The organism is Runella salmonicolor, from assembly GCF_024158025.1.
Lineage (GTDB): Bacteria > Bacteroidota > Bacteroidia > Cytophagales > Spirosomataceae > Runella > Runella salmonicolor.
Map to the genome: position 1 here is coordinate 101,725 of NZ_JAMZEL010000008.1, position 16,167 is coordinate 117,891.

Below are 16,167 nucleotides of genomic sequence, written 5' to 3' on the forward strand. Positions count from 1 at the left end.
CTATTGTTGGGTTGATTTTTGCGTTTGCTTGGTGGCGTTCTGACCGCCGGTACCGACTTCGGAACTGCCTGATTTGGATTTGTTCAGCGACTCAAGCAGGATATTGTTGAAGCCAAAAACAACGTCGGCAGGCAGGTTGAACAACTTTCTCATTTCAGGGATGATGATATTGTTCAGGGGCTTGAGTATCAATTCCCGTTCGCGCGGTGTGCGATAGAACTGCTGATATTCAGCCGTTACGCGAAGCTCTGAACCGCTGCCACCCATTACTTTGCCGTCATTGATACCCGTGAGCTGCGCAAGGATTCCCGAGGCATTGGCGAAGGCCAGAACGGCCGAGCGGTATAGCTCGGTATACTCGGTACCGGTAATGCTGCGCTTGACAGGAATCAACTCAATCCAGCCGTGCATTTTGCCATCTTCGCCAACGGGGCATTCGTCGTAGATGATGCGTCGAGCGCCTTCTTTGTTGAAAACGATTTCATCCATCATGGTGTAAAACTTATCACGATAGGCGGCTTTTTCTTTGTCATCTTCGATGCCTTCGATGGCAAACATAGTATCGAAATACTGGTCGGCGATTCGGCAGATATGGGCAACATTATACTCGGTGTCAAGGGCCGAATTGTGAAATTTGGGGATGCGGTTGGCGAGTTTAATCCACTCGGCCGAACTCCACCACCGGGAATATCCGTAGTAGTATTGGCCAGTTTGAACGCGCATCAATTGGGTGATGGATTCAGATGGGTTTGACTCGGAACCATACTGATAAGCAGGCGCGAGAGCTGCACGTTTTTGGCCTGACTGTCCCCATGACGAGCTGATTGCGAACTGTTCCTTTCGGAATTGTCCAGCCTTGAGGCGTTGGCAACGGACGGTGAGCGGGTCGAGGGCGGTCAGCTTCGTGTACTTCTTCGCCTTCGATACGTTGACGAACGCGCTTGAGCATTCAATCAGGTGCGTAGCGGCCCCATCGACATACTCGGTGAGTTCTTGGTCGGCGATGTATTGGGCGGCCGATTGGTTGAAAAACGGCTCGAATACGACATCGCCTTTGTCGTTTATGCGACGAAAAAGACCAGTACCCGCCCCAAAAAGGAAGTCTAACCGCGCGTCGATGAGGTTTCCGACGTCGCCATTGGAGCGAAGAAGGGCAATCATTTCGTCGGGCAGTCGGTTATTTGAACCCCAAGGGTAAATGTCAATTTCTTGCCCTTTGACAGTAACGCGTACCGAGCTACCCCGGCCGACGTTATCGTCGTATTTTTGGTCCATGTTCGGCAGTTCGATGGCTGCTTTCTGTGAACTCGTTGCAATTCTTCCGAGACGTTTCGTCATTTTGAATGGTCGATTAACTTTCCGTTGTATGATGTAAGCAGGCAAATGAAAAGGTCAAACTTTTGGCCGTATTCGTCTACGAGGTGCAGTTTTCCCGCTTCCTGCGTTTCGTGTGTGATGCTTGCGAGGTCGCGTTTTTCGCGAACATCCGACTCAAACACTGCCACCCGATTACGGACATTTTCTTTTTCTCCTGCCTTACCGCCTTCTTTCCGATAAGTGAGGGAGAAGCTGTGTTTTTCCCCGCCGTTTCGGATTTTTCGCAATACTTCAGAGATTGTAATTTGAAATTCTGCCATATTTTTTCTGCTAAATTGAGGCAAACCGAGCTTACAGCGTAGGACGCAACCCCAAAACCGCCCTAAAATCAACTCATTCCGCTCTGGAAATTATCTAAGAACCTTTCAATCAACGGCTTACCCCAAAAAGCACCCCGAAATATTCCGCCCGTATGCTAAGGATAGGCCCGCCCTTAACCCTGTTGGCGACCGCCAGTGCCGACAGGGGGATATGTGCCACGCCTTTTTTGGGTATTAATGGGCGATGATACCGGTGGTGCGTCGTGATGAAACCAGAACTTTTTTTGAGAATTTTTCATAAAGCAGATAATCGAAAGCGTCGCTCAAGTGAGTTGCGAACTCTTGAGGAAAATTCTTTCTTCGTTCCGATGTCTTGTCCTTCTCATACTTCGAGTCAATCGGTGCTGATTCGATGCTGATGATGAGAGGTTTGCAGTTGTCTTGAGACATGCGGATGCGAGGAAGCTCAGGCTTCTGCTCTAATAGGAGTGTGTTGATAACCTTGTATCTAAACTTATACTTAACGTTATAGCCACGTACTTTCTCTGTATAGCTCCACCCTGTGAAGGTCTCACGTATCTGCTGGTATATGGACTTAGTCTTATCTGGAGGTACTACTTTCCCTGAGGCATCCCCGTATAGTGTGACCTTCTTTTTCTTATGCTTACCATACTTACCATGAAACATACCCATTAGGCTATCTATGAGGGTAGTGGTCGAGGACTTCACATAGAAGCAGTCAATAAACCTGAATTCATCCCCGAAATCTTGAGCCACAACCATGCTCGTAAACTTACTGTTGAAATCGAAGCTTATTTCCAGTGCTCGTTCGGGGTCATAATCCAGCCTTATTTCGTCCGACTTGCCAGTCGTCGCATTCCATACATAGCGATACGTTTTGTCGTAGCTGTGCGTCGATGCAGAAAACGCGCTATAAAAACCGCCTTCAATCTTATTATACGGGATGTTCAATATCTCAACGTCGAATTGACTAGGTGTTAAATCTTCGCGCTGTGATTCAATGAAGTTACCCGGCAAAAACTCAAGGTTATCATAGGCCGTTGACTCAATCCAAAAAAAACGATTCGGGTTTTCCCTCGCCTTATCACGTGTCTGATAAATCCACTTTCCTTCAGGGAGCCAAGGCGCCGACGTAAAATCGCACACCAACCAATGCAATGGGTGGTTATAGGTGCCGTTTCGTTCGGGTCGGGGGTCGCTATATTTGAATTTGTTGGCTCGAACCGTCGGGCGTATCACCTTCATAAATTCTCTGCTAATCGTGGCCGATTCGTCGATGAAGAGTTGATCCAAATTCAACCCGCGTTGGGTTTCGGGCCTATCGGCCGAAATCATAATGATGGTATAGCCGTTGCAAAACGTGATCGTATTCTCGAAGGCCTTGGGCGAGTTGTGCGGTTTGGGCCAATGAGCCGGCGGCCGACAGTTCACCACATAATGCCCAAAATCCTTGTACTTCGTGTTGAACTCAATCAACCCGTATTCCTCCCAAACCGTTTTGGCTTGAGAGAGTACAATATCCTGCACCTGCTTAAATGTCTTTCCCGCCAAACCTGCCAAAGCACCCGGCAATTCAAACGATGATTCGGCCAACAATCGAAGCAATACGTTGGTTTTTCCACTCCCCCGCGCGCCTTGAAAACAGGCACGTAGCCCGTCCTGATAGGCTTGCCCATAGGTCGGATTTTTGGGGTCGGGTTGGATGAAATCGGCCTGATTGGTCGAAACAGCCTGCAAAAATGTAAGCTGTTTCGCATTCACCCTTACGTTCAGAATGTTGGTTGCGCTCATATCTCTTCGTCGTTGGGTGGAAGTGGAATGGCGGTCGGCTCATGAGGCGTATTCATCTGCACGTTCATCGTACCCACAAAATAGGTCACCTGCCGTTTCGGCATAAGCAGCTCTGGAGGGATTTGTTGGCTTTCCTCACCAATGCCCAGGAGTTGGGCTATTTTGTCCGAGATATTACAAATCACCTGCGCGGCCTTGAGCGGGTCGGAGTTCTTGCCCTGCACCGCCATCGTGAGAGCGGTGTAGTAATGCTCAAGCAGAATCCGACGATGCACGTTTTTGTTAATCTCTTCCGTTTTTCCGAAAATGTACTCCATGTCGCCGTACATTTCGCACGCCCAGGAATAGGAGCAGCTCCATTCCTGCATTATCAACTTACGCGTTGCCTCAGGCGAAAACAGCTTACACCGCCAACCGAAGATTTTCCAATACTTATCTAGCGTATCCGCTTGCTTTTTGGGCAATGGCCGCCTGATATTGGGGTTCAAATGTTCTAAGTAAATGTCAAGCTTATGGGCTTGTTTTTCGTCTACGATTGCCAGCATTTTGCACACAAAAAAAGGTCTAACGCAATTTGCGCTAGACCCGTCAATCGTTATAGGACTCTAAAACAGACTCGTGCCGCCCGGGTCACTGATGGCCTTTTTGGCGGCTTCTCTAAACTCCTCTTCTCTTTCTACCTCAGCACGATTGGCAAGCAAAGTGCCTTCCGTAAAAAAGTGCGACCAACCTCGACCGGCACGTCGACCGCGGTCATTGTGTTTGTCGAATGCAAAATCGGGTACTGGCAATTTCTTGAACGGATGCGTGAGCCAAGCAAACAGCAATGCCCAATCAATGAGCCGTGATTTCTTCGACCGGCAGAGTAAAAACACCGCGTGTGTCAAAAACAATCGTTGCGGCTCGTTGGTGTCTTCCTTTTTCTTCGATTGCTCCTTAAACATGCAGTACAACGCCCAAATCTCGGATGATATGTTAGGTTGAGCCAAGCCAACATCTTCACTGCTCATGATTCGCAACCGCTTCCAAATGTACTCACTAAAACCACTATCGTACAGCTCCACCGCCCAATACAACGCCTCATCTTCCAACCCGCGCCTGATGCACTTTTGGAGGGCCGAACTGCATTCAAAAAAATCGTAACCCTTCTTTGTCGTTATTTCGTACTTACCCATTGTTGATGATGATTTGACCGTTCAAAACTGTTATTTCCACTACATCGCCCGGCTCAATTCCCGCCAAGGCCAGCCACTTACCAGAGAGCCGTAATTCAGGCACCCACTTCACTTTTCGCCTCACATTTATGCGGGCCGATTTGCTTACTTTCAGGATTCTTGTCATCTTTGTAACGCTTAGATAATTAGAGGTTAAACTTTGATTATCGGAAAGCCCGCCCACCAGCGGGCTTTCTTCATTTAAAACAGCTTGAGTTGATTGTCTTCCGAAAAAAGCGGCAAATCTGAGAAGCCTAAATTCAAACTTTTCTGCACGCCTACCGCCACCACGCCTTGTGCAGCGGCCTCCTTGAGTGCCTTTTTTTCTTCTGTCAGGTTCTCCCGAATTGTCAACACCCTTGACGTCGGATGTTCAGCCTTGAGCTTTGCCCGAGCCACACCCCGGTTCATCGCCCTCACATAATAGGTTGCAACTATGTCCCCAATTCCGTAGATAATCGCGAAGTTTTTCATTGTGCAGAGCTTTTGATTTTCAACAATTCTTTTTGGATGGCTTCGAGGGCTTCAATCTTTTTTTCAGCCTCAGTCGTGTAGCGAAATGTGCGCTCAATGTCCTGCTTACATGCATTGATGGCAAAATCAATCGACCGCGACCCAAATGCCCATTCAACTATTTCGCGTTGAGAGTTAAGCGCTCCTACGTTGGCCCCACCGTTTTTCTTCTGGTCGTTGTTGATGGCTTTGCAAATCTTCGCATCGAGTTTCTGCAGTTGTTTTTCGTATTTCATTTTTGCTTAGATAATTGGTTAACTCTTTGATTTTCTTCTTATTACATATAAATATCTCCCGACAGAACGGATTAAAAAAGCGTTTTTCCGAAAATATTTTTCCGAAAAACGCCTTATTTTCAGGTAGTTACAAGAACGAAAGTTGCCCAAATTTGCCAACCATTGGCTCGGCCTTGACCGTCACTTTTTCCACTGCAGCTTTTATTTTGGCCTCGGCCGTTTTCTTTTCAAAATTGGCCTTGTCTGCTTGAAATCCCTGCCACTGGAAGCATTGTTCCTTCTCAATCCGGGCCAAGTGAGGCAATCCGCCAAACTCCCTAATCCAAGGGTTGACAGCGTAGCCAAACCGCCAATCGTCTGGGTCGAGCGAGTTCATACAAACGGCCTGACCTTCGCAGCCGTGGAGCATCATATTGAGGGCCGTCATTTTGGTACAGATATTGTCCACGTCGGCCGCAAAGCAGTAGTTGCCCGGAAAGTGCGCATGAAACGAAACCAACATCCGACCACTGCCCGAGCAAGGGTCAGCGATGCGCTGCCGACCGCCTTCTTTTGCCTTGCCAGACGTAATCATTGTCAGCATATCCACCACATCGGGCGGTGTGAAGAACTGCCCCAAATGACTCGCTTTTGACGATGAGGCAATCACTTCGTAGAAAATCCCCAATGTATCGTACCATTGCTTGCCTTGATTGAGCTGTTTATGTTGGGCCTTAATCCATTCTGCAAATAGCTGTTTAAAATACTCGTAGTCCTTTCCGTACTTCTTTTTCAGATAATCAGATACCTTCACATCGCCCGTATTCAGAAAACAGGCAACTGAATAATCTATGAAATCTACGTACACATCCCCCCAGCCGTGGCGGTAAGATAGCTTTTCAAATACCGCATTAAAATCCCTCAAACACGAGGGTACATCCGTCGATTTTGGCATTTCAGTAAAATTTTGGTTAGAAGGGGGTGAGGTTGAGGTTAAAACGGTACTTCTTCAGTAGGTTGCTCTTCAAATCGGCACAACTTAATCAGGTGATTAACGTAGTAGTCCTTAATGCCGAATGTCGTAGCGGCCTTGAAGCGTTCTTCAATCAGCTTCACTTTCACTTGTGCGGGGTTTTTGTACGTTCCTGGGCGGTACTTCATCACGTACTCAATCAGGTCCTGAACCGTGATTTCAAAACCACTATTTTCGCTCATTTCTTGTGCCTGAGTATCAAGGTTAAGGCCATCCGCTTTGAACCATCTGCGGCTTACATCTACGAGGTGGTTTCTATCACCAAATTGTTCAAAATCACTTTTCGGGAAGAATGTAAGGCTATTAGCAATCGTGCTTTCTTTGCACACCCACGATTGCACTTCGTTGGTGGCTTCTTTCCAAAGTGTGGCCAGCTCCAATGGATTCACGCTGTTTTCGAGAATGTAGGCCTCAACATCTTTTTCGTCGATGCCAAGCGGCAATTCTGTCAAAATGTTGGAGAGGTGATTGGCCGAATAGAGGTTGAATTTTGCACAAATCAGTTTGTCCAGATTGTTGATGTGCATTTTGCGGCCAACTTCGCTTGCCCATGCTTGGTAGTCGGCTTCGGTTTTGCCAGTAGCGGCGATGTAGCGGTCTAAATTGCGTTTTGCGGGGATAGTTTGATTTTGCATTTTGCTTAGATAATTAAAATATGTAACTGTTTGATTTCCTTCTTATTACATATAAATATCTCCCGACAGAACGGATTAAAAAAGCGTTTTCCGTGTTATTTTTGAGGTTTTTTTAGGTTTTTTTTGGCACAAAAAAGCCCCTGAACACATCGTTCAGGGGCTGCCTAAATTTGGGCTTTTGATGGATAAGGCTACAATCTTAGATGTTCAAAATCGGCATTTCAAACAAATTTGGTCGGTTATCCTTATTGTACCCGACCGATAATCCACTCATCTTTTAGCCCGCTCTGTTCGTATAGATGGAATGAGGAAGCGCCTTTAACACTCAACAAATATAGAAAAAATATTAAAACGGCAGTTTGATCGATTTCTGAAAAGGATGCTTGGTATTTGTTTTGTTCTTCCGAAGCTCCACCACATCGCCAAACACTTTCCTGAGTAGGTGAAAGTCCTTTTCTTCGGCATCTAAATTACGAAATTCTGCCAACCCACCACGATTGACAAACGTTTCTTTTTGAGCAAAATAAAACCGTGTATCCTTCCAAATCATGCGGTGATAATAGGCGTTCAACAAACTAATCCAATAGTCCTCGTTGCAAATGATGTCGGGATTATACCAGAGCTTCGAGCCTTCCAATACCCCATGGGCGCAACCCGTCACGTAGCCAGTGAGGGCTATCGGGTTCCAACTCGAAAAGCTCACCGGGGCAGGTGATGTGCTGAAACCAAACAAATAGGCACTGGCATCTTTGGCGGCATTGGCGGTCATTTGTATGATATTATAGGCTTCATTCGCATCCATCTGGATTGTCTCGCCTTTGCCCGTATACACGCGCTTGAGGCAGTTAATATCATCATCCAACATAAATACGTTTCGGAAGTGCTTAATAATCCAGTCCCGCTTCCGAGCCAATCCAATCACGCTGTCAGGATGCGTTACTACCTCAATGCCTTTGTTGCACTTTTGGTAAAGAGTCTTCTGACTTTCGGCCACGCAAAGTATCGCATTGTCCACGGCCGAGGTGGTCAATACGCGGTCAAATCGCTTATGCGACGGTATCACAATCTTTACTTCCATAGCCCTGTTATCTTTTCAGCTTCCACCACGTGCATAATTCCAACGTTCTCGCTTTTGTAGCATTTGCCGCGCTCCATGCCCAATTTTTCGGCGATAAAGTTGGCGTCAATTTCATTCCTGCAGATAATCACAAAAGAGCTGTACTTCTCACTCATTTTCGGCACAATCGGAAACTCCGGCGCTTCCGTCGCGGCTTCGGGTGTGTGCAGCTCGGCCAACGCCTCCAGTTGTATACCGAAGTCCTCAAAATCGACAATATCCGTGAAGTGCTCACGCAATATATCATCCACAAAATCCCCCTTCACGGCATTGAGCATGAAGTTCAATTTCTTAAACTCCTTTTCCGTCAACTTCCGATTCGGCATCCGTACGTCGGTCAGCTCCTCGCCACGGCCCGCCGAGAGCATCGTCCGTTGGCGCTGGTGGCCACCGATGATGATATTGTCGATATCCACTACCGGGATGTCCACCACATCAAATTCATCCAATGACTCATTCAGGTTCTTTCCCTGCTTGGCCGACATTTTTCGGGCATTGTGCGCATACGGCACCATGTCAATCCACCGCATCTGTACGGTGTTCCACTTCAATTTTTCCATGTATGTAATTGGGATTAAAAATCTACTATTTTGTTTTAAATTAGTAGGTTTCGTGTTGGGATTAAAACGCGTCTTTTTGCAGCTCCAAATCTGATATTTCTTCCTGTACCTTAATCAGGGACGTTTGCCATTCAGGCACTTTCAATTCAGGTTTTTTGGTGTGGAGGTGAGGTTTTTCGAGCTTCTTTTCGAGCTTCAACCTAATATCCCGCAGGCGCTTCAAATCGTGGCCTATCTGCAAAAGCTTCAGCTCGCGCAGTGGGTCAACAGGCTCGGCTACGGTTTCAACTTTTTTCTCAGGCAATACCCCGTTTCGCTCAATGAAACGGTAATCACTCCAAAGCTCTTCGATGGTTTTGCGTAGGCTCACTATCTGCCGTGTAATGCCTGGGCAATCCTGATCGGTATCAATTTCGTGGAGGCGGTTGGAGAGTTCGTTTTGCTCGGCAGTCAGGCGTTTGATTTCGGTCATCAATTCACCCTTTTTCCTAAAAACACTCTCAATCATGCCCATGTCAATCGGCTCGTTGCGAGTCAATTGCATCGGCGGTTGAGTGTAATTACCAGGCACGATTTCAACAATGGGTTCGGGAGCTGTTGGCGGGTTAAAAAGTTCACCCAAAACGGCCTTTGCCAGCGCCAATTCGGAGGCCTTGGCGCGGCCTATTTTCACCATTATTTCGAGCATCTTAACCGATGCCTCCTGTTGTTGGATAGCTGCTTGTGTAGTCATGGCCCAAATCTATGACAGGCGCTGCGGATGGGATAGAACGCACTTACTCTTCCCAATCTTCGGGAATCTCAAAAAACGGCATCAACACTAGGATAAAATCTTTGATGACCTCGCGGTACTGAAACCGTTGGTGCATTTCGTCCAACTCATCCTGAGTCAGTGCGTCCCGATTTTCAGGCAATTGTAGGTAAGAATGGAGAGCTTTGGCGAGCGTGAGCGGCTCGTAGTGGTGGTCTCGGAGGTGTTCGCCGAGGCTTGCGAATGACGGCGGAGGAGGGAGCATAAATCCGATTGGTCACTGCGCATCTACCTTCAACAGGCCGATTTGGGTACTTGCAACCCATTGCCAACCGGAAAGTTCTTCCGGGGCATGTTGAATTTTTAATAGATGCGCGGTGCAAAGATAAACGAAAAATCCCCGCTTCCTTTCGGGGCGGGGATTTTTTAGGTTGCTAGGGCAGGCGGTCCGGGTCATCCTCGCCTGTTCCAGTATCTTCATCAGATTCTGCCGGCTCTTCGGTTTCTACCTTTTTGGGCTTAGGCTTCCGAGCTTCCATTATTTCGGCGAGTTGCGTGTTTGCGGCCTCAACCGCCAACAAAACCGCCTCGTTGTTTTGCTTTTCTTTCAGGGCGGCCGCCTCTTCGTGCGTCAATCCCTCATAAGGTTTTTCGGCATTCACGCGCTCTTCCATTTGCGAAAGAGCCGCCACAATGGGCATAAACGTGAGGGCAATCATCGCCCCCAAAACCTTCTCGCAGGCCTTTTGCGCGTTTTCTACGAGCGTTTTTGCCTTTTTTACATCAGCTTGAGTAGCCATTTTGAGCTATTATTTTTTTAGGGTTGAACTTCGTTTTTTTTTGGAGGCTCGTATGTCACGTAATAACTGCCACCCGGCAATTCATGTACGCGTTTCAAAAGCTCCTGAGGCAACCCTTGGGTAAGTTTGCGAGTGCCGACATCGCTTCCGAAATCGAACTCAACTTTGCCCGCATGTTCGGGGTTAACTTTATACATTGCTATAACAGTTTTAGGGGTGAAACAACAGCCCAATCCCGTGTCCAGGAGAGGGCCGTTATCGTTAATCTAATTCAGTCAACGTTTCGAGCGTCAGCGTTACGGCTTCGCCCAAAGACAGCAACGGAAACTTGAAGCCATCGCGCTTAAACTTAGCCGTGATTTTACGCTTCGAGTCGGGCTTATCCCCAAAATCGACATCGTATTCGAGGCTCAACGGACGCTTGGTACTACCCGCTAACCATCTACGGCCGTCAGAGTCCCAACCCACCAAAAGGCAACCACCCTTCGTTTTTTCGAGTTCGGTCAACTGTTCAACCGTTACACCCGACACCGAAAAACTACCCTCGTGCGAGTGGTTAGAGCTGTCGATATCGCCCTTTCGGCTTGACTTCAACATTCCCGCATCTAAGTCGAAAACGACGTTACCAAATTTCTCACCCACCGTGATTGTAGGAGGCGTAGTGACTTCCACGCCACTCGCTCCCAAATGCGACGAAAGCGGCCAATGCGTAGCAAACGATTCAGGCAGGATGATAGCCATCTTAGTGAACCCGCCTTGGTTGTCAAGCTGCCGATTTTGGCGCTTCACGTTTCCGATTTTCAGGTTGACGTATGCCGCCCCAAAAGGCAGCTCCACTACACCCGCATACTGCAACCCAGCGTAGGCCACCGACCCCGCCACAAAGCCGGCAATCGACCCGGCCGCCTCAACGCCCGCCGCCATCGCCAGCAACACGAACGCGAGAATCGAAAAGTTCTTAATGAAATTTTTCATTGGAATGAAAGTAAAATTTTGAGTTTGAAACCTAAAATGTGAATCCCCATGGGCAGGGGATTCACCAAATGAGAAGCAAAAAGCGACTACTTGTAAAGCACCACGTAGCGGCCGTCAGCGTAGTCAACGTTGTTTTCCCAATCCATCAACAGTTGAAGACCACGGTCTTTTTCCTGAATCTTGATTTTCGGGATGTCCTCTTCGGTATCTTGGTGCAGATAGAAAAGGTTATCCTTCAACGACCAAAACATATTGTCGGTACCAGCGCAATACTCACGCTTGATGATGTTGGTTTTCTTCAATTTCTTGAACGTAAAACCGTCACCAGATGGCGTTACGACCGAATCAGCCTTGTAAGGCAACGCATCCAACGCATCGGCAATGAAGCCGAAAAAAGCAGGGTCAACAAACAACGTTCCACCAACTTCATCCTCAGCAACCCGCAAATCTTGGTTGTTATAGATTAAGTTTTGGATTTTCGTCAGCTCGGCCAAAATGTTGGCGGCGGTTACAGTAGCTGCTGCACCCGTCACTTTGTTGCCCGCAGGGATGTCACCCACAAAGCCTGGTCCCGACGTAGCATAGCCCGCCAAGAATTTGAAGTTCAATCCGTCAAACAAGTTCAAACCACCTTGGAATGCCGTTTGGGTATCACCCGCATCGTAACCAAAACCCGCCACGCCCTTGATAATCGCGTTGTTGACCTCTTTTCCAATACGCGCCAAAACACGGCTCATCAAATACTGTTGGCCTGCAAAGCTGTGGATGTCGCGAGGATCGGCCGCGCCTTTTTTCGCCAAAAAGCTGATTGCTAATTTATAGAGCTGCACCTCGTCGAAGTACACGTCCACCTTTGCGGGCTTCAGCTCGGCAATACGCTCCTTGTACGTGAAAAGCGTGTGGGTGGGGTTGTTGATTGCTCCAGTGCGGCCCGGTTGGGTCATGTTGCCGAGTTCTTCGCGAACCAAGGCCATTTTTTGCACGACAGGCATCGAAATCATGTCGCCTTTTGCCGCAAAGCCGTTAACCAGCTTTTGCGCAAAAATCTTTTCGTAGTCCTCGCGGTTTTCTTGGAGACCAACCGCCAAGGCACTAACGTCTACTTTTACTGCCATTTGAGTGAGAAATTTAAGAGTTAAAAAAAAGAATCACCCCCCACCAAGGGCTAAAAAAACACGGGTTGGTTCTCTTAGTCGAGAACGATTTCTGCCGTCAAGCCAAACTTGCCATACTTCTCCTTGATGCGCTTCAAGTCGGCAAAGTGCGGGTTAACTTCCTCGCCCTTTGGCGCTGCATTTCCGTTCGTTACATCACCGGCAGGCACTCCAGCGGCGGTGATAGTCTGGTTTTGGCTGGCCTTGAGGGCGGCATTTTCGGCACGTAGTCTTTCCAGCTCGCTTGTTTCAGCGGCGGTCGGAGCGGCGGGAGCAGGGGCGGCCGCTACGGGTGCAGCGGGAGGCACCACGGCAGGCGCTACGGGAGCAGGGGCGGCAGCAGCAACAACGGCCGCAATGGCAGCCCCGGCATTGGTAGCAGCTTCGGCCGTGATGGTAGCGGCGGCTACGGGAGCTGCAGCGGGAGGCTCGTTGGTCGCGGTCGCATCGACATCAACGGCGCTTTGCAGGCGTTGGGCCTCCTCCTGACTCAACTTGTTAGAGGTGACCAGATTGCCAACCACCTCTTTGAGGTTTTTCCAGTTCAATTGCATGGTTTGAGAGAAAAAAGTGAAAAAAATTATAAGGTGAGAGACATGGCCTTACGGGCCAGATAATCAGCGCGTTTGATGGCATCAGAGCGAGTGCCTACATTGTCGGCAAGGCCTGCGCGGATGGCGTCGCGGCCGTAGTAGAGTTTTCCGCCGGGGTCATTGATGATTTGGGGCCGAAACGACTGCACTGCGCCCAAAAACTCAACCCGCATTGCATCAATCAACTTTTGCTCTTCCTTGAGAGCATCTTCGTTGAGGGCTTCGGCAGGATGTAATAAGGCTTTGTCTTCAGCTCCTTTTGAGCGTAGTACGCGCACGTCGATGCCCTCTTTTTCAAGCTGCTTGGCGTAGGAGGTATAGACGCTCATCACGCCAATGCTCCCCACGGCCGAGGTCGTGGCCGATTCCAGAAAGATTTCATTACAGGCCGAAAAGCCCCAATAGGCAGCACTCGCCACCATGCCTTGCACATGGCCCACAATCGGCTTTTGGTTTTTGGCGGTCGCTATACTGTTAGCCCAAGCCATCGTTCCAGTCACGGCACCACCGCCCGAATTGCCAGTCAACACAATGGCCGATACAGCTTCATTGCCTATTGCGATGGCGATTTGTTGGCTCAACCACTCCGTATTCGTGCCTCCCCAACTCCATTCTGGAGCTAAGACGCCCTTAACGGGAATGATGGCCACCAATCCCGACTTTTGTTTGTCGGTTTTGATGCCGAAATAATACTGCATCTCCCACGAGCTATACGAGTTTTCGGCCGCTACCATCTCTACTTTCGGCAGTTCCATTGCTCCTAAGTGAAGGTGAATGGGCGCTTGCAAAGCGGCGTAGTAAGCCGCCTTTTCCATCGCAAAAAAATGATGATGTAGCAGGTTCTGGAAGTGCATCGAAATGAGTCAGATTAATTCGATGCCAACTTAGAAGGTATTAACCAAGCGTTATAGGACGCAAAAAGCCAGAAAACATCGTTCGCGGGCTTTTCAATTCTTCCAAAAAATCAAAATACTTATTTTAACTTTTTCCAGTTAAATCCACCCAATAGGCGCACGTACTTATACATTATCCAAACCTGCCAAGCAGGCACATTGCATTGCTTGAGCAGCTCTCTCCAAAACAAATCCACCTCTTTTCGGGAGGCTTTCAGCGGCTTTTTTTCGTACAAATAATCGTGTACGATGCAGGCGTTGGCCGTTCTTCCATGCGGTGGTACCAGCCACCAAAACGCGCGCGGAGTGCTCGCAAAATCCGACACAAACCCATCGGGTATGAATATCCTACCCATGGGCGATAACTCACAACGTACCTTGACCCGAACGGTCACTTCCCACCAATCAGCTTTGCCATCCGCGCACTTTTTCAGCAGGATGTTGGGGTAAGTGGTGATGTAACTCATGCTTCCGGCGCAATCTGTTCGTTTTGAGTTGGTTTCTCCTCCACTTGAGGGGTAGGCTCCGATGCAAGCACTTCAGCAGTTTCGATTTTGGCGCGGGCAATAGCCGAGTCGAAACGCATCGCAATTGAATCCGCATTGCCCATACGGCCCGTCTGACTCAATTCTTGGATATTCGACTGAATGATAGACATTTCACGCTCAGTGAAATGCGCAATGATTATTTTTTCCATTGATGGTATGATAATATATGAGTAATTAGACTTCCTGCATGGGTGTCACGGCAGGAGCAGCATTGTTAACAACTTGCTCCAACACCCCATCTTGTTGCTCAATCGGCAGCAACTCCATCCCAAAACCTCCAACAATACCACTCAAGGTAGCATAACGCTCCTCCTTAGAGGTGCCACCCACAAGGTGCAAAATCGCCGCTTTCATCATGGCCTCGGCCTGCGGCTCAGCCTGCTCTACCTCAAAGCCCATATTAACCAATTGGGCCTGAATCGTATCCTTGGTGATGATGTCCCTGTTGGCTTCCCGAATCACCTTGCGGTCGGTGTAGTAGTCCACCTGAAACATACCGCCACTCGTCGGCTCAACCGTCACGGAGCCATTATACCGGATTGAGAGCGCAATAAGCGTATACTCACCAGATGTGTCTTTGCCCTGAAAAGGCTGAATCTTGAAGATGTCCATAATTAAGCGGAGGTTACAGCTTCCCAAGCGGAGCCATTATAGAAGTTTAACTTATTGGTAGTCACGTTAATAATTAGCAACCCTTTTCGAGCGGCCGAAACAGGAACGGCGTTTCGTTCTGTTGTTGTCAATTGAGGCAGCAAAAGCCCTTTGGTGTTGGATTTCAGGTCAAGGATGGCCGAGGCATCGGGCGTACTTGTGCCTATGCCTACGTTAGAGCCGTAGTTTGCATGGATAATTTGGGCTAACGACATTTTTTGCGTCGATGCGTACACGTTCCACCAATCCCGCGCCGAACTGCCATTCCAGTCAAAAAAACGGTAATCGACGCCAGAAGCTTCTTTTCTGTGTACCCATTGCCTCGAACCAGCAGCAGGCGCACCAGTGAGGGCAAATTGAGATATGTCACAATATGAATCATTGTTCAATCCAAATACATTATGCGTCAGATTGTAGTTTTCACCCGATCCAAACATCATGATCATTACCCCGCCAGAGGCCACACGGTGATAAGTAATGGCCGAGCCATAGAAAAGGCGTTCAGTGCCATCGGAGCAGTACTGCCAATTATTTAAGCCGAGCGAAATCGAAGGAGCTTGAAACTTGGCTAAGCCATTGTCTGCCAAACCTCCTACAATGAGATTGCCATTGTGTGCGATTTTTAATCGAACGTCAGCGCCAGTCAGAAAATTGATGTCTTCGGCAAAAGTCCCATCCGTGCGGAGGTTAATTCCATTTTTTGCGACAAGTTCAAACTTTCCGTTCCAGTTTTTCAGGTAGACTTGTTTCGTGGAATCGCCCCACGAATCCATCTGAATGCCGCTTGTGCCCCCAGTATGTCCAACGAGTAGACCAACATCAGGGTTAACCAGCGACGCTGTACTCGCGATAATTGTAACGGCTCCCGTAAACGTATCCCCGCTACGGTTAGCTTTTCCAACAATCGAATTCAGCCCATCCGTCACGTAAGTGCCGCAATCGACCAAGGCCGAAAGCACATCAGAAACCAAAACCCCTTCGGAGCCGTCCACGCCGCGCCGGGGCTTAGTGAGCTTATTGGTTACGGTCGTAACGTACTGTTCGAGAGTGGCGAAAGTTGGCATGA

At 48.5% G+C, this 16,167-nt stretch carries 24 protein-coding genes; all 24 read right to left on the minus strand.

The features are described from left to right. Positions 1-1,338, minus strand: coding sequence for a hypothetical protein (locus NCI00_RS18535; protein WP_253529985.1), 1,338 nt, complete (start codon positions 1,336-1,338; stop codon positions 1-3). Next, positions 1,335-1,637 carry a hypothetical protein gene (locus NCI00_RS18540; protein ID WP_253529987.1) on the minus strand — a complete coding sequence of 101 codons (303 nt, stop codon included), beginning with the start codon at positions 1,635-1,637 and terminating at the stop codon, positions 1,335-1,337. Before NCI00_RS18540 ends, NCI00_RS18535 begins: the two co-directional genes overlap by 4 nt. 234 nt (positions 1,638-1,871) lie before the next feature. Continuing rightward, a complete protein-coding gene (locus NCI00_RS18545) occupies positions 1,872-3,449 on the minus strand; it encodes a hypothetical protein (RefSeq protein ID WP_253529990.1) in 1,578 nt (525 codons plus the stop codon). After that, the gene (locus NCI00_RS18550; protein WP_253529993.1) at positions 3,446-3,994 is read right to left on the minus strand and encodes a hypothetical protein; all 549 of its coding nucleotides are present in this window, start codon (positions 3,992-3,994) and stop codon (positions 3,446-3,448) included. Before NCI00_RS18550 ends, NCI00_RS18545 begins: the two co-directional genes overlap by 4 nt. A gap of 60 nt (positions 3,995-4,054) precedes the next feature. Beyond that, the gene (locus NCI00_RS18555) at positions 4,055-4,624 is read right to left on the minus strand and encodes an AAA family ATPase (RefSeq protein WP_253529996.1); all 570 of its coding nucleotides are present in this window, start codon (positions 4,622-4,624) and stop codon (positions 4,055-4,057) included. Further along, positions 4,617-4,790, minus strand: coding sequence for a SymE family type I addiction module toxin (locus tag NCI00_RS18560; protein ID WP_253529999.1), 174 nt, complete (start codon positions 4,788-4,790; stop codon positions 4,617-4,619). The genes NCI00_RS18555 and NCI00_RS18560 overlap by 8 nt, the downstream gene beginning before the upstream one ends. Before the next feature lie 74 nt (positions 4,791-4,864). Next, complete coding sequence (locus NCI00_RS18565) at positions 4,865-5,137, minus strand: hypothetical protein (protein ID WP_253530001.1); 273 nt, start codon at positions 5,135-5,137, stop codon at positions 4,865-4,867. After that, positions 5,134-5,412 carry a hypothetical protein gene (locus tag NCI00_RS18570; protein WP_253530003.1) on the minus strand — a complete coding sequence of 93 codons (279 nt, stop codon included), beginning with the start codon at positions 5,410-5,412 and terminating at the stop codon, positions 5,134-5,136. Before NCI00_RS18570 ends, NCI00_RS18565 begins: the two co-directional genes overlap by 4 nt. Before the next feature lie 127 nt (positions 5,413-5,539). Then, entirely contained in the window at positions 5,540-6,346 is an 807-nt protein-coding gene (locus tag NCI00_RS18575; protein ID WP_253530004.1) for an N-6 DNA methylase, read from the minus strand. Between the two features lie 38 nt (positions 6,347-6,384). Further along, entirely contained in the window at positions 6,385-7,059 is a 675-nt protein-coding gene (locus NCI00_RS18580; RefSeq protein ID WP_253530005.1) for a hypothetical protein, read from the minus strand. 346 nt (positions 7,060-7,405) lie between these two features. Beyond that, complete coding sequence (locus NCI00_RS18585; RefSeq protein ID WP_253530006.1) at positions 7,406-8,137, minus strand: GREB1-related protein; 732 nt, start codon at positions 8,135-8,137, stop codon at positions 7,406-7,408. Next, positions 8,128-8,736 (minus strand): ParB N-terminal domain-containing protein, encoded by a 609-nt coding sequence (locus NCI00_RS18590; protein WP_253530007.1) that lies wholly within the window; start codon positions 8,734-8,736, stop codon positions 8,128-8,130. The genes NCI00_RS18585 and NCI00_RS18590 overlap by 10 nt, the downstream gene beginning before the upstream one ends. Positions 8,737-8,797: 61 nt before the next feature. Continuing rightward, positions 8,798-9,469, minus strand: coding sequence for a hypothetical protein (locus NCI00_RS18595; protein ID WP_253530008.1), 672 nt, complete (start codon positions 9,467-9,469; stop codon positions 8,798-8,800). A gap of 43 nt (positions 9,470-9,512) precedes the next feature. After that, positions 9,513-9,752, minus strand: coding sequence for a hypothetical protein (locus NCI00_RS18600; RefSeq protein ID WP_253530009.1), 240 nt, complete (start codon positions 9,750-9,752; stop codon positions 9,513-9,515). 169 nt (positions 9,753-9,921) lie between these two features. Then, positions 9,922-10,287 carry a hypothetical protein gene (locus tag NCI00_RS18605; RefSeq protein ID WP_253530010.1) on the minus strand — a complete coding sequence of 122 codons (366 nt, stop codon included), beginning with the start codon at positions 10,285-10,287 and terminating at the stop codon, positions 9,922-9,924. A gap of 17 nt (positions 10,288-10,304) precedes the next feature. Beyond that, on the minus strand, positions 10,305-10,484 hold the full coding sequence (locus tag NCI00_RS18610; protein ID WP_253530011.1) for a hypothetical protein: 180 nt from the start codon (positions 10,482-10,484) through the stop codon (positions 10,305-10,307). A gap of 64 nt (positions 10,485-10,548) precedes the next feature. Further along, entirely contained in the window at positions 10,549-11,262 is a 714-nt protein-coding gene (locus tag NCI00_RS18615; RefSeq protein WP_253530013.1) for a hypothetical protein, read from the minus strand. A gap of 86 nt (positions 11,263-11,348) precedes the next feature. Then, positions 11,349-12,377, minus strand: coding sequence for a hypothetical protein (locus NCI00_RS18620; RefSeq protein WP_253530015.1), 1,029 nt, complete (start codon positions 12,375-12,377; stop codon positions 11,349-11,351). A gap of 74 nt (positions 12,378-12,451) precedes the next feature. Further along, positions 12,452-12,970 carry a hypothetical protein gene (locus tag NCI00_RS18625; protein WP_253530017.1) on the minus strand — a complete coding sequence of 173 codons (519 nt, stop codon included), beginning with the start codon at positions 12,968-12,970 and terminating at the stop codon, positions 12,452-12,454. Positions 12,971-12,996: 26 nt separating this feature from the next. Beyond that, entirely contained in the window at positions 12,997-13,863 is an 867-nt protein-coding gene (locus tag NCI00_RS18630) for a S49 family peptidase (RefSeq protein ID WP_253530019.1), read from the minus strand. Positions 13,864-13,982: 119 nt separating this feature from the next. Further along, positions 13,983-14,369, minus strand: a complete 387-nt coding sequence (locus NCI00_RS18635) for a DUF1353 domain-containing protein (protein WP_253530021.1) — start codon at positions 14,367-14,369, stop codon at positions 13,983-13,985. Next, positions 14,366-14,599 (minus strand): hypothetical protein, encoded by a 234-nt coding sequence (locus NCI00_RS18640; protein WP_253530023.1) that lies wholly within the window; start codon positions 14,597-14,599, stop codon positions 14,366-14,368. The genes NCI00_RS18635 and NCI00_RS18640 overlap by 4 nt, the downstream gene beginning before the upstream one ends. Positions 14,600-14,624: 25 nt before the next feature. After that, complete coding sequence (locus NCI00_RS18645; RefSeq protein ID WP_253530025.1) at positions 14,625-15,062, minus strand: hypothetical protein; 438 nt, start codon at positions 15,060-15,062, stop codon at positions 14,625-14,627. A 2-nt stretch (positions 15,063-15,064) separates the two neighbouring features. Then, positions 15,065-16,165: a phage tail-like protein gene (locus NCI00_RS18650; RefSeq protein WP_253530027.1), complete on the minus strand. Its 1,101-nt coding sequence runs from the start codon at positions 16,163-16,165 to the stop codon at positions 15,065-15,067. Between the last annotated feature and the right edge of the window lie 2 nt (positions 16,166-16,167).